This window comes from Pseudomonas sp. TMW22090 (assembly GCF_022496665.1).
GTDB lineage: Bacteria > Pseudomonadota > Gammaproteobacteria > Pseudomonadales > Pseudomonadaceae > Aquipseudomonas > Aquipseudomonas gregormendelii.
In genome coordinates, this window is the sequence record NZ_SCFH01000011.1 from 1 (window position 1) to 19,869 (window position 19,869).

The 19,869-nt window shown below is 60.5% G+C and carries 14 protein-coding genes and 1 pseudogene; 7 read left to right on the top strand and 8 right to left on the bottom strand.

Features of this window, described 5'->3' with window-relative positions; genetic code table 11:
* Positions 1-127 precede the first annotated feature (127 nt).
* The 4 genes and pseudogenes from EQV97_RS25305 to acnA all read right to left on the bottom strand — a co-directional run.
* Positions 128-1,612, bottom strand: a pseudogene (locus tag EQV97_RS25305) (GNVR domain-containing protein); the annotation flags it as partial.
* Between the two features lie 24 nt (positions 1,613-1,636).
* The gene (locus EQV97_RS25310; protein ID WP_122838149.1) at positions 1,637-2,071 is read right to left on the bottom strand and encodes a low molecular weight protein-tyrosine-phosphatase; all 435 of its coding nucleotides are present in this window, start codon (positions 2,069-2,071) and stop codon (positions 1,637-1,639) included.
* Positions 2,072-2,284: 213 nt separating this feature from the next.
* Complete coding sequence (locus EQV97_RS25315; RefSeq protein ID WP_240890279.1) at positions 2,285-3,076, bottom strand: CPBP family intramembrane glutamic endopeptidase; 792 nt, start codon at positions 3,074-3,076, stop codon at positions 2,285-2,287.
* A 358-nt stretch (positions 3,077-3,434) separates the two neighbouring features.
* Positions 3,435-6,176 carry an aconitate hydratase AcnA gene (acnA, locus tag EQV97_RS25320; RefSeq protein ID WP_122838151.1) on the bottom strand — a complete coding sequence of 914 codons (2,742 nt, stop codon included), beginning with the start codon at positions 6,174-6,176 and terminating at the stop codon, positions 3,435-3,437.
* Positions 6,177-6,398: 222 nt separating this feature from the next.
* On the opposite strand from acnA, the gene rlmM reads away from it, so the two are divergent.
* Positions 6,399-7,472, top strand: coding sequence for a 23S rRNA (cytidine(2498)-2'-O)-methyltransferase RlmM (gene rlmM / locus EQV97_RS25325; protein ID WP_045062387.1), 1,074 nt, complete (start codon positions 6,399-6,401; stop codon positions 7,470-7,472).
* A gap of 265 nt (positions 7,473-7,737) precedes the next feature.
* Positions 7,738-7,989: a sulfurtransferase TusA gene (gene tusA, locus EQV97_RS25330; protein WP_045062389.1), complete on the top strand. Its 252-nt coding sequence runs from the start codon at positions 7,738-7,740 to the stop codon at positions 7,987-7,989.
* 534 nt (positions 7,990-8,523) lie between these two features.
* On the opposite strand, the gene EQV97_RS25335 is transcribed toward tusA, so the two are convergent.
* Positions 8,524-9,924 carry an MATE family efflux transporter gene (locus tag EQV97_RS25335; RefSeq protein ID WP_240890280.1) on the bottom strand — a complete coding sequence of 467 codons (1,401 nt, stop codon included), beginning with the start codon at positions 9,922-9,924 and terminating at the stop codon, positions 8,524-8,526.
* Positions 9,925-10,292: 368 nt separating this feature from the next.
* Here EQV97_RS25335 and pdxB point away from each other — a divergent pair, with 368 nt between their 5' ends.
* Positions 10,293-11,435 carry a 4-phosphoerythronate dehydrogenase PdxB gene (gene pdxB, locus EQV97_RS25340; RefSeq protein ID WP_240890281.1) on the top strand — a complete coding sequence of 381 codons (1,143 nt, stop codon included), beginning with the start codon at positions 10,293-10,295 and terminating at the stop codon, positions 11,433-11,435.
* A 172-nt stretch (positions 11,436-11,607) separates the two neighbouring features.
* Here the strand turns inward: pdxB and EQV97_RS25345 are convergent, their stop codons facing one another.
* Complete coding sequence (locus tag EQV97_RS25345) at positions 11,608-11,787, bottom strand: PA1571 family protein (protein WP_045062396.1); 180 nt, start codon at positions 11,785-11,787, stop codon at positions 11,608-11,610.
* A 235-nt stretch (positions 11,788-12,022) separates the two neighbouring features.
* Here EQV97_RS25345 and EQV97_RS25350 point away from each other — a divergent pair, with 235 nt between their 5' ends.
* A complete protein-coding gene (locus EQV97_RS25350) occupies positions 12,023-13,798 on the top strand; it encodes an ABC transporter transmembrane domain-containing protein (RefSeq protein WP_240890282.1) in 1,776 nt (591 codons plus the stop codon).
* Between the two features lie 179 nt (positions 13,799-13,977).
* Positions 13,978-14,436, top strand: a complete 459-nt coding sequence (locus EQV97_RS25355; protein ID WP_122838155.1) for a transposase — start codon at positions 13,978-13,980, stop codon at positions 14,434-14,436.
* Between the two features lie 88 nt (positions 14,437-14,524).
* Here the strand turns inward: EQV97_RS25355 and EQV97_RS25360 are convergent, their stop codons facing one another.
* The gene (locus EQV97_RS25360; RefSeq protein ID WP_225570617.1) at positions 14,525-16,453 is read right to left on the bottom strand and encodes a transglycosylase SLT domain-containing protein; all 1,929 of its coding nucleotides are present in this window, start codon (positions 16,451-16,453) and stop codon (positions 14,525-14,527) included.
* Positions 16,454-16,666: 213 nt separating this feature from the next.
* Here EQV97_RS25360 and EQV97_RS25365 point away from each other — a divergent pair, with 213 nt between their 5' ends.
* Complete coding sequence (locus EQV97_RS25365) at positions 16,667-18,586, top strand: ATP-binding cassette domain-containing protein (RefSeq protein WP_122838157.1); 1,920 nt, start codon at positions 16,667-16,669, stop codon at positions 18,584-18,586.
* Positions 18,587-18,758: 172 nt separating this feature from the next.
* Here the strand turns inward: EQV97_RS25365 and EQV97_RS25370 are convergent, their stop codons facing one another.
* Positions 18,759-19,199, bottom strand: a complete 441-nt coding sequence (locus EQV97_RS25370) for a universal stress protein (protein ID WP_122838158.1) — start codon at positions 19,197-19,199, stop codon at positions 18,759-18,761.
* Positions 19,200-19,320: 121 nt separating this feature from the next.
* Here EQV97_RS25370 and EQV97_RS25375 point away from each other — a divergent pair, with 121 nt between their 5' ends.
* A complete protein-coding gene (locus tag EQV97_RS25375; protein WP_122838159.1) occupies positions 19,321-19,758 on the top strand; it encodes a hypothetical protein in 438 nt (145 codons plus the stop codon).
* Positions 19,759-19,869: the final 111 nt, after the last annotated feature.

The following is a 19,869-nucleotide window of genomic DNA, read 5'->3' on the forward strand; positions in this document are numbered from 1 at the left end:
CAGCAAGAAGTGGACGATGCCGATCCGGGACTGGAAAGCGGCCTTGAATCGCTTCAGTATCCAGTTCGAAGATCGGCTGTTAACGGTTTAATAAAAATCCCGTTTACACAAAATCTAGGACACCCTCCGGAATCGAAGCGTAGACAGGTATCCCGAGCTGCTCGATCACTTCTGGGTCTTCAACACCGCGATTCATTGCTTTGCGTATCAATACATAAGCAACAGCTATCAAACCTCCGAGCAGCGTGGCAATCAGCACTATAAACGGTTTTTTTGGCTTGACCGGCTTTTCGATATTAGCGTCAGCTGAATCGATGACCCGTACGTTACCGACTGTGCCGGCGCGAACAATGTCCAGTTCTTGAGTTTTATTCAGCAACTGCGTGTAGATTTCGGTGGTTACTTGCATGTCCCGAGCGAGACGCAGAAGCTCCTGTTGAGTCTCAGGAAGGTTTTTTACTTTCTTTTCCAGCGCCCGTTTCTGCTGATCGAGCTGGCCCATTTGGGTCATTAAGGCTTGATAAGCTGGGTGTTCCCGGGTAAAGCGGTGCTCCATTTCTGCTTGTTTCAGTTTAAGTTCTGAAATGAGAGTTTCCAAGGCCACGATCTGATCGAGTACCGCTTTTGTTTCAATAGTGATATCTACCGAGCGAGCACTTGTCTGGTACGCATTTAGTTGGCCTTCAGCTTTCTCTAGTTGTTTGCGCACGTCGGGCAGCTGAGTGCGCAGAAACTCCAGACTTTGTGCCGCTTCAGCAGAGTTGCGCTGAACGTTCTGCAGCACATAGAGCCGGTTGATTTCGTCCAGCACGTTATTTGCTAGCTGTGGATCTTCATTCTCAAGTGAGAGTGCGATTATGCCTGATTCCTTGCCGCGTTCGCTTGCTGATACATCCTCCTGGTACTGGAGGATGGTGTTGAGGCGGCGCTGTTTGGTCACATCGAAGAGGGCGCCTGCATTAGCTTTGAGTGCGGCAATTTGCAACTTAAAGCCATTCTGCTCGATTTTCTCGCCTGCTTGACCGTTAAGAAGGACTTCGTCGTCATCGTTGAGCAAAGTAAATGCATTTTTGCCTTCGCTGCGTAGCGTTAGGCCTTTACCCAAGTAAGAGTCGGGTACTTCCAGTTGAAAGATGTCGAGTTTTTCACCACCCCATGTGTAGCTGCTCATACCAAACAATGGTGTGGCTAACTCTCCTTCGGTCTTTGGGTTAAAATGTCGGCTGAGGAAGTGGCCAATCAGCGGAAAGTAGTTAGGCTCAATGATAATGTCGAGCTTAAGATTCTCTACAGCTTTACCCAAAACGGCACGTGATTTGAGCAGCTCAATCTCCGTCACTGCCGGTGAGGTTCCACCGAACATTTCGCTCATTTCACCCATGCCGCCAAGAGCCGCCATCCCACCTTTTTTCTCTTCAACCTGAACAAGCGCGTTTGCTTGGTAGATCGGCGTAGAAAGCAGTGCGTAAGCAACGCCCACTGCGCAGAAAAATGCGGTAATGCCGATTATGATCCACTTGCTATCGATCAGTGTACCAAATAGCGCGAGAAGATCGATTTCATCATCTTCTTCGCGGTGATCCTGAATAGGTAGGCTGTTTTGGCTTGGCATGCGGGGTACTTTTACAAGAGGTGATTATAATTTTTGCGACCAGCTGTCGACGCCTTGCGTCATCAACTGGTAGACGTGTTCGAATGCGACTTTCTGCTGGCGGTACGGGTCGGGAATTTCCTGGTTGTTCTGCCACTTGCCTAGCAGGAACGTCTTTCCGCGTACTTCCGGGGCCATTCGCGCGATGCTGTCCACGTGGCGCTGTTCCATGGTCAGTATTACATCGGCCTGTTGCAGCATTTCTCGAGTCAATTGCCGACCTTTATGGTCTGGCAGGTCGCCGCCGTGCTCGCGCAGGACTTCCAGCGCGGTGGCGTCCATGGATTTGTCCACGAGGGCGCCGAGGCCGGCGGAGCTTACGTCGATGCCGCGATGGGCCAGCTTGCTTTTAAGCAGGGCTTCTACGGTGGGGCTGCGGCAGATGTTGCCGATGCATACAACCAGGATTTTATTGAACATAGGGCTGCGCAGGTTACGGAAACGAGTGTGGTGACCGCACGGGCAGCAGGAGGAGGGGGATGGAATTCCTTTCCAGCGCAACAGTACGGCCTTCTCCGGTGCACTAGTGCTGCCGGGGCCATTTTAAAAGCGTGCACTCTAGTGGCGTAGGGGGGGAGGGTCAAGGCTCTGTAGGAACTTTCTGTCATACGGACGTTTGCTTGGCCGTGATGGCTATCCCGCCAGCATTGGGTAGGTGAACAACCCGAAGTGCAGCAGGTTTAACCCGAAATGCGTGGCGATGGCGGCGGCCAGTCCGCCGAAGCGGTAGGCCAGGCCGTAGCCGATGCCGGCCAGGGTTGCCAGCAACACCCACTGCCAGCCTGCGCCCCAGTGCGCCAACCCGAAAACTGTTGCAGCAAGTAACACGGCGAGGTGTTCGCCGTACGGCAGGTGTTTGAGTCGTTGGCTCAGGCCGCCCTGTATATAGCCGCGGAACAGGGCTTCTTCTACCAGGGTGACTAATAGCAGGTTGTTGAGGAGCCAGATGCGCGCGACGTCGGGCCATTTGGGGGCCCATTCGATGATGCCCAGCAGCCAGGCGCAGGTGAAGGTGGCGACTGCGGTGAGTGTCAGGGCGATGGCGCTGGTTTTCAGGGTTGGGCTGAAGGCGCGTTGGGCAATGAGCCAGGGGCAGGCGAGCAGGAGCCAGAAGCCGAGCAGGGGTTTGTCGAGGTTGAGGTACATCGAGAAGGGTACGGCGTTGTCGCTGAAGCGTTGGGGCTCGATAACCTGGGCGTTGTGGAAGCCGGGCAGGTAGTGGAGGGCCAGGGCTATTGCGATGAGCACGAACAGGCTGTGGCCTAGGTAGCGGGCGTAGCGGTGGTTTTGGGGTTGGACGGCGAAGCCGGCTAGCAGGAGCAGGGTGATGGGGATGCTGGCCTGGAGGGACAGTTGACCGTAGGTGAGCGCCAGGACGTAGCCGGCGGTGAGGAGTGTCAGGTATGGCCAGGGCATTACGAGCATGAACATTTCCTTGTTTCAGGTTAGCTCGCTTTAGTGTGGGGCATTTAGGCAGAAAGGTTGCGGATCCTGCATTTCAAAATTGAAGACGACACCGAGTACTAGCTGCGGTCTGACCCAAGCACCGGTGCTTTTAATAGCGCGAATACTGAGCACAGGGATATATCGTTAACCTCCATCGCGAGCAAGCTTGCACCTACAGTGGATTGGGTTTGGTCGTGGGAGATTGGTTGGCTGTGAGGGCGCCATCGCCAGCAGGCTGGCTCCCACAGTGGTTCAAGTGCATTCAAGTCATTGGTTGAAAGGGCTCCAGGCGCCGTTACCGAAGAAACAGGGCCTGAAGCACCAACATCGTCCGCAGTTACGAAGCAATCAACTGGCGCAGCACGTAATGCAAAATCCCTCCCGATTTAAAGTACTCAACCTCATTTAGCGTATCAATCCGGCACAGCACATCGACCTTCTCGCGGCTGCCGTTTTCCCGGGTGATGACCAGGGTCAGGTTCATGCGTGGCGTGAGTTCGACGCCGGTCAGGCCGAGGATGTCGAGGGTTTCCTTGCCGGTGAGGTTGAGGCTTTTGCGGTTCTGGTCGAGTTTGAATTGCAGGGGCAGTACGCCCATGCCGACCAGGTTGGAGCGGTGGATGCGTTCGAAGCTTTCGGCGATGACGGCTTTGACGCCCAGCAGGTTGGTGCCTTTGGCGGCCCAGTCGCGGCTGGAGCCGGTGCCGTATTCCTGGCCGGCGATGACAACTAGCGGGGTGCCGGCGGCCTGGTAGCGCATGGCGGCGTCGTAGATCGCGACTTTTTCGCCGGTGGGGATGTAGATGGTGTTGCCGCCTTCTTCGCCGCCGAGCATTTCGTTGCGGATGCGAATGTTGGCGAAGGTGCCGCGCATCATCACTTCGTGGTTACCGCGGCGCGAGCCGTAGGAGTTGAAGTCCCGGGGATCCACACCTTTGCTGCGCAGGTATTGGCCGGCGGGGCTGTCGACCTTGATGTTGCCGGCGGGGGAGATGTGGTCGGTGGTGACGGAGTCGCCGAGCATGGCGAGGACCCGGGCGCCAGCGACATCCTTGACCACCGGGGGCGGGCCGCCGATGTCGTCGAAGAACGGTGGGTGCTGGATGTAGGTGGAGTCGTCCTGCCAGACGTAGGTGGCGGCTTGCGGCACTTCGATGGCTTGCCATTGTTCGTCGCCGGCGAACACTTCGGCGTATTCCTTGTGGAACATGGCGGTGTTGACCTGGTTGACGGCATCGGCGATTTCCTGGGTGCTGGGCCAGATGTCGCGCAGGTAGACCGGGTTGCCGTCGTGGTCGTTGCCCAGGGGTTCGCTGCTGATGTCGGTGCGCACGGTGCCGGCCAGGGCGTAGGCGACGACCAGTGGCGGGGAGGCGAGCCAGTTGGTTTTCACCAGCGGGTGCACGCGGCCTTCGAAGTTGCGGTTGCCGGACAGAACGGAGGCGACGGTGAGGTCGGCTTTCTGAATGGCTTTTTCGATCGGTTCCGGCAGTGGGCCGGAGTTGCCGATGCAGGTGGTGCAGCCGTAGCCGACCAGGGCGAAGCCGAGTTGATCGAGGTATTGGGTCAGGCCTGCGGCCTTGTAGTAGTCGGTGACGACTTTCGAGCCGGGGGCCAGGGAGGTTTTGACCCAGGGTTTGCGGGTCAGGCCTTTTTCCACGGCTTTTTTCGCCACCAGGCCGGCGGCCATCATCACGCTGGGGTTGGAGGTGTTGGTGCAGGAGGTGATGGCGGCGATGACCACGGCGCCGTTTTTCAGGCGATAGGTGTGGCCGTCGTATTCGTAATCGGTTTCGCCGACCAGGTCGGCATTGCCCACGGCCACGCCCCCGCCGCCTTCACTTTCCAGGCGGCCTTCTTCCTTGCTGGTGGGTTTGAATTGCAAGTCGATGAAGTCGCTGAACGCCTGGGCGACGTTGGGCAGCGAGACGCGGTCTTGCGGGCGTTTTGGCCCGGCGAGGCTGGCTTCGACGCTGGACATGTCCAGGGCCAGGCTGTCGGTGAACGCCGGTTCCTTGCCCGGCAGGCGCCACAGGCCCTGGGTTTTGCAGTAGGCCTCGACCAGCTTGACGGTTTCTGGCGGGCGGCCCGAGAGGCGCAGGTAGTCGAGAGTGACGTCGTCCACCGGGAAGAAGCCGCAGGTGGCGCCGTATTCCGGGGCCATGTTGGCGATGGTCGCGCGGTCGGCCAGGGGCAGGTCGGCGAGGCCGTCGCCGTAGAATTCGACGAATTTGCCGACCACGCCTTTCTTGCGCAGCATCTGGGTGACGGTGAGCACCAGGTCGGTGGCGGTGATGCCTTCCTTGAGCTTGCCGGTGAGTTTGAAGCCGATGACTTCCGGAATCAGCATGGAGACCGGTTGGCCGAGCATCGCCGCTTCCGCTTCAATGCCGCCGACGCCCCAGCCGAGTACGCCCAGGCCGTTGATCATGGTGGTGTGGGAGTCGGTGCCGACCAGGGTGTCGGGGAAGGCGTAGGTGCGGCCGTCTTCATCTTTGGTCCAGACGGTGCGCCCCAGGTACTCCAGGTTGACCTGGTGGCAGATGCCGGTGCCCGGTGGCACGACGCTGAAGTTGTCGAAGGCGCTCTGGCCCCAGCGCAGGAAGGCGTAGCGTTCGCCGTTGCGCTGCATTTCGATGTCGACGTTCTGCTCGAAGGCGCCGGCGCTGCCGAATTTGTCGACCATCACCGAGTGGTCGATGACCAGGTCCACGGGGGATAGCGGGTTGATGCGTTGCGGGTCACCGCCGGCCTTGGCCATGGCGGCGCGCATGGCGGCCAGGTCGACCACGGCGGGGACGCCGGTAAAGTCCTGCATCAGTACGCGGGCGGGGCGGTACTGGATTTCCCGATCGGAGCGGCGCTCCTTGAGCCAGGCGGCAATGGCCTTGAGGTCGGCGCCGGTGACGGTTTTTTCATCTTCCCAGCGCAGCAGGTTCTCCAGCAGCACTTTTAACGACATGGGCAGTTTATCGAGGTCGCCGAGGCTCTTGGCGGCGTCGGGCAGACTGAAATAATGGTAGGTCTTGTCGTCGATTTGCAGGGTTTTGAGGGTTTTCAGGCTATCGAGGGACGGCATTACGATCACTCCTTTTGATCCGCACGGCTACGGACTGAGGGGACGAACTGAGGTCTTAACCTAGTCCTGTTTGCGGCTTAACGCTAATAACTGGACTCTATGGACAGGTCCAAGGTTCCGAACTCGGCTATCATGCGCCGGTTTTCGTGACAGGCTTTGCTTCAACGCAAGCCTGGGCATCGCGCAGTGGCTGAATTCCTCGTCATCTGCCCAGGAGTAATAATGAACACCCTCTTTATGCATTGCCGGCCGGGCTTCGAAGGCGAAGTCTGCTCCGAGATTTCCGAGCATGCGGCCCGTTTGAACGTGGCCGGTTATGCCAAGGCCAAGACTGCCAGCGCCTTTGCCGAGTTTATCTGCACCGAGGAAGACGGCGCCGAGCGCCTGATGCGCGGGCAGCGGTTTGCCGATTTGATTTTCCCGCGCCAGTGGGCTCGCGGGATGTTTATCGAGCTGCCGGAAACGGATCGTATCAGTGTGATCCTGGCGCACATGGCTGACTTTCCGCTGTGTGGCAGTTTGTGGCTGGAGATGGTTGATACCAACGATGGCAAGGAGCTGTCGAATTTCTGCAAGAAGTTCGAAGTGCATTTGCGCAAGGCGCTGATGGCGGCGGGCAAGTTGGTGGAAGACCCGCTCAAACCGCGGTTGCTGCTGACGTTCAAGAGTGGCCGCGAAGTGTTCATGGGGTTGGCGGAGTCGAACAATTCGGCGATGTGGCCGATGGGTATTCCACGGTTGAAGTTCCCCCGCGAGGCGCCGAGTCGTTCGACGTTGAAGCTGGAGGAGGCGTGGCACCACTTTATCCCGCGGGATCAGTGGGATGAGCGTTTGCACAGTGACATGACCGGTGTGGACCTGGGTGCGGCGCCGGGCGGCTGGACCTGGCAGTTGGTGAACCGCGGCATGCTGGTGACGGCGATCGATAACGGGCCGATGGCGGAAAGCCTGATGGAAACCGGGTTGGTGCAGCATTTGATGGCCGATGGTTTTACCTTCAAGCCCAAGCAGCCGGTGGACTGGATGGTGTGTGACATCGTCGAGAAGCCCGCGCGCAATGCGGCGATGCTGGAGGAGTGGATTGGCGAAGGGCATTGCCGTGAGGCGGTGGTGAACCTGAAGTTGCCGATGAAGCAGCGCTATGCCGAGGTGAAGCGCTTGCTGGAGCGGATTGCCGAGGGGTTCAAGGCGCGGGGGATTCGGGTGGAGATTGGCTGCAAGCAGCTGTATCACGACCGGGAAGAGGTGACCTGTCATTTGCGCAGGATTGATGTAAAGAAGCCCAAATCCCGCTAACCCCACACCCCCGTAGGAGCTGCCGAAGGCTGCGATCTTTTGATCTTGATCTTCACCAGCCTTAAAAGCCCAAAAGACCGCCGTCCTCGTAGGAGCTGCCGAAGGCTGCGATCTTTTGATCTTGATCTTCAGCAACCTTGAAAGATAAAGATCACGATCAAAAGATCGCAGCCTTCGGCAGCTCCTACAGGGAGAGCGTGTTATGCCACAGATGACCGAACACCCGACATTGCGCGACAATGTCGGCCAGTTTCAGGAGTGAATCATGAGTGAAATGCTTGATACGCCGGTCGACGGCACCCTCGACGCCACCGGCCTCAACTGCCCGGAGCCGGTGATGATGTTGCACCAGCACATCCGTGACCTGGTGCCTGGTGGTCTGCTCAAGGTGATTGCCACCGACCCGTCGACCCGCCGTGACATTCCCAAGTTTTGTGTGTTCCTCGACCATGAACTGGTCGGCCAGCATGAAGAGGCGGGGACCTACCTCTACTGGATCCGCAAGAAACTCGCTTAAGCCTGGATGAGCACCTTGTGGGAGCTGGCTTGCCAGCGATGGCGATGGTGAATGTGGCACCGCCATCGCTGGCAAGCCAGGCTCCCACAGGGCGCGCGGGTGTTTATTGGGTTGTGCAACACCACAAATCTGTGGGAGCTGGCTTGCCAGCGATGGTGAATGTGGCACCGCCATCGCTGGCAAGCCAGGCTCCCACAGGGCGCGCGGGTGTTTGTTGGGTTGTGCAACACCACAAATCTGTGGGAGCTGGCTTGCCAGCGATAGCGATGGTGAATGTGGCACCGTCATCGCTGGCAAGCCAGGCTCCCACAGGGCGCGCGGGTGTTTGTTGGGTTGTGCAACGCTACAAACCTGTGGGAGCTGGCTTGCCAGCGATAGCGATGGTGAACGTGGCACCGTCATCGCTGGCAAGCCAGGCTCCCACAGGGCGCGCGGGTGTTTGTTGGGTTGTGCAACACCACAAATCTGTGGGAGCTGGCTTGCCAGCGATGGCGATGGTGAATGTGACACCGTCATCGCTGGCAAGCCAGGCTCCTACAGGGTGATGCGGATGCGGCGGCGGGCGCTGCGGGTCAGGCGGATGGAGAGCATCAGTGCGGCGCAGCTCAGGCCGACGATCAGGCCTTGCCATAGCCCGCTCGGGCCGCTTGGTTCGCCGAACCAGTCAGTGAGGCCTAGCGCATAGCCCACGGGCAAACCAATGCCCCAGTAGGCGAACAGGGTCAGGATCATCGTGACGCGGGTGTCCTGATAACCGCGCAGGGCGCCGGCTGCGGTGACCTGGATCGCGTCGGAGAACTGGAACAGCGCCGAATACACGATCAGCATCGCCGCGACATGAATCACCGTCGGGTCCGAGGTGTAGATGGTCGCGATCTGCTCGCGCAGCAACAGCATCATGCTCGCCGAAATGCACGCATACGCCAGCGCGGTGCCCATGCCGACGCCGGCGGCGAACCGGGCTTCCCGCGGTTGCTCGCGCCCCAGCGCCTGGCCGACGCGTACGGTGACGGCCATGCCCAGGGAGTAGGGGATCATGAACACCAGAGAGCTGAAGTTAAGGGCGATCTGGTGCCCGGCCACGACGGTCGCGCCGAGGCTGCCGATCAGCAGGGCGATCACGGCGAAGATGCTCGACTCGGCAAACACCGCAATGCCGATTGGCAGGCCGATGGAGAGCAGGCGCTTGATCACCGACCACTGCGGCCAGTCAAAACGGCTGAACAACTGGCTCGACTGATAAACCGGCGCCCAGCGTTCCCAGCCGGCCATGCCCAGGGCCATCACCCACATCACGATCGCCGTGGCCCAGCCGCAGCCAACACCGCCCATGGCCGGTACGCCGAAGTGGCCATAGATGAAGATGTAGTTGAGCGGGATGTTCAGCGCCAGGCCGCACAAGCCCAGGACCATGGCCGGACGGGTGCGCCCAAGGCCGTCGCTGAAGCAGCGCAGCACGTGGTAGAGCGCAACCGCAGGCAGGCCGCTGGCAATGCCGTGCAGGTATTGCATGCAGGGGCCGATGAGTTCGGGGTCGACGTTCATCAGGTGCAGGATCGGCTCGGCGCTGAGCAGCATGCCGGTGGCCATCAAACCTACGACCAATGCGAGCCACAGCGCCTGGCGTACGATCGGGCCGATTTCGCTGTGGGTGCCGGCGCCAAAGCGTTGGGCGACTTTCGGGGTGGTGGCGAGCAGGGTGCCGGTCATCAGCAGGAACACCGGGACCCAGATCGAGTTACCCAGGGCCACCGCCGCCAGATCCCGCGGCCCGACCCGTCCGGCCATCACGGCGTCGACGAAACCCATCGCCGTGGTGGCCAGCTGCGCGATCATGATCGGCAGGGCCAGGCCCAGCAGGTTTTTCAGTTCCAGACGCACCCGGGCCGGGCGGGAGAGGGGGGTGGTAGAGGCGTGGTCAGTGGCGGAATTCAAGGCGTAACGTCCAAAGGTATTGATGCGCGAGGCGGGGCATTCTACGCGTTGACGCAGTGGTCAGGAAAATAGCTATGTTGGGGATTTGTAATTGCACAAAAACCGTTCCCTCATCCCACCCCGGTCCCCCGTAGGAGCTGCCGAAGGCTGCGATCTTTTGATCTTGATCTTCAGCAACCTTGAAAGATCAAGATCACGATCAAAAGATCGCAGCCTTCGGCAGCTCCTACCGGGGTGGGTGGTTTGAATGTCCTGGGATCAACGTCAAAAGATCGCAGCCTTCGGCACCCCTACGGGTAGGCGGGGATCGGTACTAGGCGATGGGTGGCTTCTGCGCCTACACTGCCGATCCCCCAAAGGAGCCCACCATGCTGATCGTTGCCGACGAAAATATCCCGCTACTCGATGCCTTTTTCGAATCCTTCGGTGAGATCCGCCGGGTGCCGGGGCGGTCGATTGATCGCGCCACGGTTGAACAGGCCGACGTGTTGCTGGTGCGCTCCGTGACCAACGTCAACCGCGCTTTGCTCGAAGGCAGCAAGGTGCGGTTTGTCGGCACCTGCACCATCGGCACCGATCACCTTGACCTGGACTACTTCCAGCAAGCCGGCATCAGTTGGTCGAGCGCTCCCGGCTGCAACGCCCGGGGCGTGGTCGACTATGTGCTGGGCAGCCTGTTGACCCTGGCCGAGATCGAAGGCGCGGACCTCAAGCAGCGCACTTATGGCGTGGTGGGGGCCGGTGAAGTGGGCGGTCGCCTGGTTGAAGTGCTGAAGGGCCTGGGCTGGAACGTGCTGGTCTGCGACCCGCCGCGCCAGAGCGCTGAGGGCGGTGATTTTGTCAGCCTGGAGCAGATCATCGAGCGCTGCGATGTCATCAGCCTGCACACCCCCCTGAAAAAACACGGCGCGCAGTCCACCTGGCACCTGTTCGACCGCGATCGCCTGAACCAGCTCAAACCCGGCACCTGGCTGATCAACGCCAGCCGCGGCCCGGTGGTCGACAACGCCGCCTTGCGCAACGTGCTGCTGCAGCGCGAAGACCTGCAGGCGGTGCTGGATGTCTGGGAGGGTGAGCCTGAGGTGGATGTGGCGCTGGCGGATCTGTGCGTGTTGGCGACGCCGCACATTGCCGGCTACAGCCTCGATGGCAAGCAACGCGGCACGGCGCAGATCTATCAGGCGTTTTGCGATTTCCTTGGGCAGCCGGCGACGGTCAGCCTGAGTGAGCTGCTGCCGGCGCCCTGGTTGGCTCAGGTCACCCTCAACGCCCAGACCGACCCGGCCTGGGCGCTGGCGATGTTGTGCCGCGGGGTGTACGACCCACGCCGTGATGATGCGGATTTCCGTCGCAGCCTTGTTGGCAGTGTGAGCGAGCAGCGTGCGGCGTTTGATGCGCTGCGCAAGCATTACCCGTTGCGCCGGGAGATTGATGGGCTGCAGGTGCGGGTTGAGGGGGAGTCGGTGGAGTTGCATAAGATCGTGGCGGCGTTGGGGGCTGCGGCACTCTGACGACCGTATTGGCCCCATCGCGGGCAAGCCCGCTCCCACAGGGTTAATGCGCTTTCAAAATTGCCGCGGGACCTGTGGGAGCGGGCTTGCCCGCGATAGCCACACCACCCACCTCAAACAGCACCCATAAAAAACCCGGCCATAAGGGCCGGGTCAAAGAAGACGGGCTATATCAATCTTGTTTGGCAGGCTCGACCAATCGCTTCTCCAGGTCGCGGCAAGCGTCCTGGATCATGTCTTCAGTGATTGGCACTTCGCGCCCTTGCTCGTCGATAATCGAGCAACCCAGAGACTGGCCGGGCTGTGTACGAATCACTTCAATCTTGTCTTCGCTGCTGTGTTGCAAGGACATGGCCTGTCTCCTCATCAGGTTGTGTGCTTACTATAAAACCGCCTGGTGACCGGGCTGTGACAGTTCCCTGCGGTCTTTCCTGGACGGCATCGACAGTCCACCAGAAATAACGCAGGGTTGCCACCCGGACTTTAGACCAATAGCGTCTAGCGCCTAGGCCTTGCGGTCATAATTAACCTGACTCATTGTGATTTACACAAGTTCCCTTCAAACCACCGCGCCGTGGCGCACCTGGATGTTTTCGATGCTTTCTGCCCGTCACCGCCGTGCCATTCGCCTGACCAGCCGTTTTCTCGCACCGTACCGCTGGCCAGCGCTCGGCGCGTTGTTGGCGTTGATTGCCACGGCGGGCATCACCCTGTCCATGGGGCAGGGCATTCGACTGCTGGTGGATCAGGGGTTCATGACCCAGTCACCGCATCTGCTCAATCAATCCATCGGCCTGTTCATGTTGCTGGTTGGGGGCTTGGCGGTCGGCACCTTTGCGCGTTTTTACCTGGTGTCGTGGATCGGCGAGCGGGTGGTCGCCGACATTCGCCGGCAGGTGTTCAACCACCTCGTCTACCTGCATCCCGGTTTTTATGAGGACAACCGCAGCTCCGAGATCCAGTCGCGCCTGACGGCCGACACCACTTTGCTGCAATCGGTGATCGGCTCTTCGCTGTCGTTGTTCCTGCGTAATTTGTTGATGGTGATCGGCGGTGTGATCCTGCTGTTCATCACCAACCCCAAGCTCACCAGCATCGTGGTGGTCGCCTTGCCGCTGGTGATTGCGCCGATCCTGATCTTCGGTCGCCGGGTGCGCAGCCTGTCGCGCATGAGCCAGGACCGCATCGCCGACATCGGCAGCTACGTGTCCGAAACCCTGGGCCAGATCAAGACCGTGCAGGCCTATAACCATCAGGTGCAGGACGAGCAACGGTTTGCCGTGACTGTGGAGCAGGCGTTCGAGACCGCGCGCAAGCGGATCTTCCAGCGCGCCTGGCTGATTACCCTGGTGATCGTGCTGGTGCTGGGGGCGGTGGGCGTGATGTTGTGGGTGGGCGGCATGGACGTGATTGCCGGGCGGATTTCCGCGGGCGAGCTGGCGGCTTTCGTTTTTTACAGCCTGATCGTCGGCAGCGCGTTCGGCACCTTGAGCGAAGTGATTGGCGAATTGCAACGCGCCGCTGGCGCCGCCGAGCGCATTGCCGAGTTGTTACGTTCGCAGAACATCATCCAGGCGCCGACCTCGGGGCTGGTGACCTTGCCCGAGCGGGTCGCCGGCGATCTGGTGCTGGAGGATGTGCGTTTTTCCTACCCCTCGCGGCCGGACAGCTACGCGGTCGATGGCCTGAGCCTGACCATCCATGCCGGCGAAACCCTGGCCCTGGTCGGGCCTTCGGGGGCTGGCAAGTCGACGGTGTATGACCTGCTGCTGCGCTTCTACGACCCCATCGCCGGGCGCATCCTGCTCGACGGCGTGCCACTGACCCAGCTCGACCCCCTGGACCTGCGCCGCTGTTTCGCGCTGGTCTCGCAGAACCCGGCGCTGTTTTTCGGCAGCGTTGAAGAGAACATCCGCTATGGCCGGCCGGACGCCACCCTGGCCCAGGTGCAGGAAGCGGCGAAAATCGCCTATGCCCACGACTTCATCGAACAGATGCCCGACGGCTACCAGACCCACCTCGGCGACGGCGGCCTGGGCTTGTCCGGCGGCCAGCGCCAACGCCTGGCCATCGCCCGCGCGCTGCTGGTGGACGCCCCCATCCTGTTGCTCGACGAAGCCACCAGCGCCCTCGATGCCCAGAGCGAACACCTGATCCAGCAAGCGCTGCCCAGCCTGATGAAAAACCGCACCACCCTGGTCATCGCCCACCGCCTGGCCACGGTGAAAAACGCCGACCGCATCGCGGTGATGGATCAGGGCAAATTGGTCGCCGTGGGGACGCATCAGGAGCTGATCGCGGGGAATGCGCTGTATGCACGGTTGGCGGCGTTGCAGTTCAGTGATGGGCATGACGGGGCGTGAATGTGTGGCAGTGGCTCACCCATTACTGACCCGGTACCGGCTAAGTAACCGACTAAGTAACCGACCAAGTAACCGACCAGGTATCGGCACTCGGAAATATGCAGAAATTGCGCAGATCAGCGGCTTTAAATCGCTGGGCTAACCTTGAGTAATCTGCATGTTTCAGGGAGGGCAACGGAATGCCCATCGCCGCAAATGGATGTCGCCTGCGTAGGTCCAGATTTTCTGAGCAGGGTCGTATTTATCTGCTGACAGCAGTCACTCATCAGCGTCAGCCGGTGTTTGCTGACTGGCGCTTGGGCCGCCTGTTGGTGGATCAATTGCGCTGCGCCGATGAGGGGGCGGCGATCAGTTCCATGGCATGGGTTGTGATGCCGGATCACCTGCATTGGCTGATTGAGCTTAAGCACGGGACGCTCGCGGAGTTGATGTGTCGCATCAAGTCCAGGAGCAGCCGTTCGATCAATCTGCTGCGTGGAGATCAGGGGCGAGTGTGGCAGAGGGGGTATTACGACCGAGTGTTGCGGCGTGACGAAGACATCAAGGGGGCGGCGAGGTACATCGTCATGAATCCGTTGCGGGCGGGGTTGGTTCGGCGGGTTGGTGATTATCCGTTGTGGGATGCGATTTGGGTTTGAAGATCAGAATCAAAAGTCAAAAGATCGCAGCTTTCGGCAGCTCCTACGGGGGCACCGCTGCGATCTCTTGATCTTGCTTCAATAAATCTTACTGATCATCAAAATACCGCTCATGCCAATCCACCAGCGGCTGCGGCGAATTGAGCTTCTGCCCGTAGATCACCGAATACGACAACACGTTCTGCACGTACTGCCGGGTTTCATCAAACGGAATGCTCTCCACCCACACGTCGAAACTCAGGTGATCGGCACCGCGTAGCCACTGGCGTACGCGGCCCGGGCCGGCGTTGTAGGCGGCGGAGGCGAGGACGCGGTTGCCGTTGAACTGGGCGTGAACCTGGCTCAGGTAAGCGGCGCCAAGCTGGATGTTGGTGTCCGGGTTGAGCACTTGCTGAGGCGAGGCCAGGGGAATGCTGAACTTGCGTGCAGTTTCCTTGGCGGTGGCTGGCATCAGCTGCATCAGGCCGCTGGCGCCGACGCCGGAGCGGGCGTCGTCCATGAAGGCGCTTTCCTGGCGGGTAATGGCGAAGACCCAGCTGGAATGCAGGCCGCGGACCTTGGCTTCACGCACCAGGGTTTCGCGGTGAGCCATCGGGAAGCGGATATCGAGGTCGTCCCAATACTGCGCCTGGCTGATGGTGCGGATCGCCGGGAAATACCATTTCAGGTCATAGGCCAGTTTGGCCTGGGCGACCATTTCATCGCGGTTGAAGTGGCGGCTGACGTGATACCACTCGCGTCGACCGTCGACGATCTGCCCGCGAGCATGAAACTCCAGCGCGCGGCGAATGCCCGGTGTATTGCGCACCTTGTTGATCAGTGCCTGGCTCAGCACCAGCGGCTTGTTGTTCAGCGAGTAGGGCGATTGCGAACGATCGGCGGCCAGGAAGCCATAGAAGTCACGCTCGCGGGCCAGGCCCTTGTACAGCGTCTGCGCTTCCGGGTTCTGCGGTTGGGCCAGTTCCAGGCTGCGGGCCTGCCAGTAGCGCCAGCGGTTGGTGGTCGCCAGGTCCTGGGGCAGGCGGCGAGTCAGCTGATAGGCATCATCCCAACGCGCCAGGCGCAGCAACAGGCGCAGGCGCCATTCGGATACGGTGTTGTCGCGCAGCTCCGGGTCGTACTTGGTCATCACATCCAGCGCCCGGGCGTCGAACCGGCGGGCGAGGGTCAGGCCGATTTCCCGGGCAATGGCGACTTTTTCATCCCGGGAAAAATGCATGCTGCTGGCATAGCCGTCGAGCAGGGCCATGGCCTTGTCCGGGTCCTGGCGCGCCAGGCGGCGCAAGCCAAGGCTGACGACGTCGGACATCGGCTCATCGGCCGGGGTGAAGCGTGACGGCTGGTTGAGCAGCTCGGGCTTCTGCGCTACATCCACCAGCAAGCGGCCGCGGGGGGCGAGGGTGGTGAGGCCGTTGACCAGGCTGTTGGCCAGCGGATAGTTGCGCGCCTGGGCCGCGAGCTTGGTGCGCTCCCAGCGTTTCTGTTCAGTCAGTTGACCATCGGCGGCCCACACCCCGAACAAGCCATCGCAGGCGGCCGGCAGGGATTTACCGGTGAGCCACAGCTTGTTGGCGTTGGCGTAGCCTTCGGATTTCTGGTTATGGCCGATCTGGTACTGCGCGTTCAGGCAGTCCAGCTCGGTGAAGTTGAGCTTGGGGTCGTAATACTTGACGAAGGGTGCCCAGTCGCCGCGTTCGGCCAGCCAGCGCAGCCAGCGCAGTTTCATCCAGTTGGCCTGGGGCAGGTCACCGTGCTCGGCGAGGAATTTCTCGATTTCGGCATTGCTGGCGGTTTTCAGGCGCGCGGTCAGTTCGTCATACGCCAGGTAAGGTTCCAGCGGATAATCGGCCAGGGCCTGGCTGTAGCGCATATAAGGGCCGGTATCGCCCTTGGCCAGCGCGCGCTTGGCTTCGTCGTAGTATTGGCGCTGGGTGGACAGGTCCACCGCCTGGGCTGATTGGATGGCAGAGGCAGAAAGAAGCAAACATGAAAAAAGACTGAAAAGGCGACTGCGCATGAGACATCCGGGCAGAGAAATCATGACAAGTGCGGACAGGACCCGCACTGAATAATCTGTAGCTTAGCCTTTTGCCAGCGACCGGCGAAAGCTTTGCCGGCCTCTTGGCATCAGTTCGCAACATTTGTCATGCAGAGTGCCCCGACATTGAAATTGCCGGCCTTTTGCAGCCTCAAGTCAGGTAGAATGCGCGCCCGGTTTTTGGAGAAGCTCATGACCCTGCTCAAATTCAGCGATGTGTCCCTTGCTTTCGGCTCTACGCCGTTGTTGGACAAGGTGTCCTGGCAGATCGCCCGTGGAGAGCGGGTGTGCATCATCGGCCGCAACGGCACTGGCAAGTCCAGCATGATGAAGCTCGTCAAGGGCGACCAGAAGCCGGATGACGGCTCCGTTTGGCGTGCCCCCGGCCTCAAGATTGGCGAATTGCCGCAAGAATTGCCGGTAGCCGACGAGCGGACCGTGTTCGACGTGGTGGCTGAAGGCCTGGACGGTGTTGGCGAGCTGCTCGCGCAGTATCACCACCTGAGCCAGAACATCGTCACCGACGCCGACCTGGACAAGCTGATGCACGTCCAGCACGACCTCGAAGCCCGTGACGGCTGGCGCTTGCAGCAACTGGTCGACAGCACCCTGAGCCGCCTGCAACTGCCGGCCGACAAGACCCTGTCCCAATTGTCCGGTGGCTGGCGTCGTCGCGTGCTGCTGGCCCAGGCCCTGGTTTCCGAGCCGGACCTGCTGCTGCTCGACGAACCGACCAACCACCTGGACATCGGTGCCATCGCCTGGCTGGAAGAAGCGCTGAAGGATTTCCAGGGCGCCGTGCTGTTCATCACGCACGACCGTTCTTTCCTGCAGAACCTGGCGACCCGCATCCTGGAACTGGATCGCGGCGGCCTGATCGACTGGAACGGCGACTACGCGAGCTTCCTGGTGCACAAGGAAGCGTCGCTGGCCGCTGAAGAAACCGCCAACGCGCTGTTCGACAAGAAGCTGGCCCAGGAAGAAGTGTGGATCCGCCAGGGCATCAAGGCCCGGCGTACCCGTAACGAAGGCCGTGTTCGCGCATTGAAAGCATTGCGCGTCGAGCGTAGCGAGCGTCGTGAGCGCACCGGCAAGGCCAACATCCAGCTGGACACTGCCGACAAGTCCGGCAAGCAGGTGATGGTCCTGGAGAACGTGAGCTTCGCGCATCCGGGCGGCCCGTTCCTGATCAAGGATTTTTCGATGGTCCTGACGCGCGGCGACCGTATCGGCCTGCTCGGCGCCAACGGTACCGGCAAGACCACGCTGCTGAAATTGATGCTCAACGGCCTGCAGCCTACCAGCGGCACAGTGGAGGAGGGCACGCGCATCGACGTGGCCTACTTCGACCAGTTGCGTCATCAGCTGGACCTGGAAAAGACCGTGATCGACAACGTGGCCGAAGGCCGCGACTTCATCGACATCGACGGCCAGAGCCGCCACGTGCTGAGCTACCTGGGCGACTTCCTGTTCAGCCCGCAGCGTGCCCGCACGCCGGTCAAGGCGCTGTCGGGTGGTGAGCGTGCGCGTCTGTTGCTGGCCAAATTGTTCAGCAAACCAGCCAACCTGCTGGTGCTCGACGAACCGACCAACGACCTCGACGTGGAAACCCTCGAGTTGCTGGAAGAGGTCCTGCTGACCTTCAACGGCACCGTGCTGATGGTCAGTCACGACCGGGCATTCCTCGACAACGTGGTCACCAGCACCCTGGTCTTCGAAGGTGAAGGCAAGGTTCGCGAATACGTCGGTGGTTATCAGGACTGGCTGCGCCAGGGTGGCTCGCCGCGCCTGCTGGGCGTGACCGAGAGCAAATCGGGTAAAGCCGACCTGACGTCGGCGGTGGTGACTGCCGAGGCGGCGCCTGTAGCTGCTGCGGTTGAAGCGCCAGTGGCAAAGAAGAAACTCAGCTACAAGCTGCAGCGCGAGCTGGAAGCCTTGCCGGGTCAGATCGAAGCCATGGAGCAGCAGATCGCCGCGGTTGAAGCGCAAATGGCCGACAGCGCGTTCTACCAGCGTCCTGCGGCGGAAACCGCAGCGGTGATTGCTCAGCTGGAGCAGTTGCAGGCGGAACTGGAAGTGATGGTGGAGCGTTGGGCCGAGCTGGACGCCTGATTAACCCCGCAATAAAAAAGCCCGGCGTTCAGAGATGAGGCCGGGCTTTCTTATGGAATACGACCACCCGTAGGAGCTGCCGAAGGCTGCGATCTTTTGATCTTGCTTTAAAAAATCAAAATCAAGATCAAAAGATCGCAGCCTTCGGCAGCTCCTACGGGGGATTGTGTTGTCAGCTTTTGTTTTGCAGGCGCACCGCCAGCACGTCACACGGCGCGCCGTGCAGCACGTCATTGGCCGTGGAGCCCAGCAGCAATGCCAGGCCATGGCGGCCATGACTGCCCACCACGATCATGTCGCAGCCTTGCTCCTTGGCCAGGTGATGGATTTCCTGGCGCGGTTGGCCGTAGGTCAGGTGGCTGAATTCCTTGGACAGCTCCGGGTACTTGATGATCAACCGGTCAAGTCGCTCGCGGGCCTGGTCAAACTGCTGTTGTTGCAGTTGCGACAGGTCCATGGGCACGTCGCCGCCAAAGGCCATGGCCATCGGTTCGACGATGTGCACCAGGGACAGCTTGGCACCGTTGCTCACCGACAGTTCGCGAGCACGGTGGATTACAGGGTCGCACTCTTCGGTTAGATCTACAGCGACCAGAATATGGTGGTAGGGCATGAGGTGCTCCTCCTGGGAATGGCAATAGTGATAAGTATGGCTGGTTTCAAGCGCAGCGGTTCCAAAGTGACCCGGACGCGCTCATTTAAAAAAACGATGCCTGTAAAAACGGAGTACTGATATGACGGTCTGGATAGTGGTGTCAATCCTGTTGGTGGTTTTGAGTCCACTGGCATGGTTGCGGCCGTCCCGTGGCCAGAGCGGTCGCATGGCCCTGCGCATGGAGGCGCGACGCATGGGCCTGGCCATGCAACTGGCGCCCGTGGAGTGGCCGCACTGGCTCAGCCAGGAGCCGCCAAGCCCGTGCGCGCAGTACCATCGGCCACGACGCGGCAAGCGGCCGGCCTGCTGGAGTTACTGGCAGAAAGCCCCTGGGGTCTGGGTGAATCAGTGGCAGGAAGTTTGCGAAGATCAGGCGCTGCTGAATCATTTCGAAAAATTGCCAGACAACGTCTACAAGGTCGAGGCGGATCAGCAAATGATCACCCTGTATTGGGGGGAGAAGGGCGAGGCGAGTGTTTTGCAACAAATCGACGCCACCCTCAAGGCCCTGGCCTGAAAACGGTGGCATCCGCGGTGTGACATCCACCGGTGCCATCCACATTTCCCGAGACAATAAAAAGCCCGACATCAACATCGGGCCGGGTTGGCCAGGCAGGCCGGAAAACGG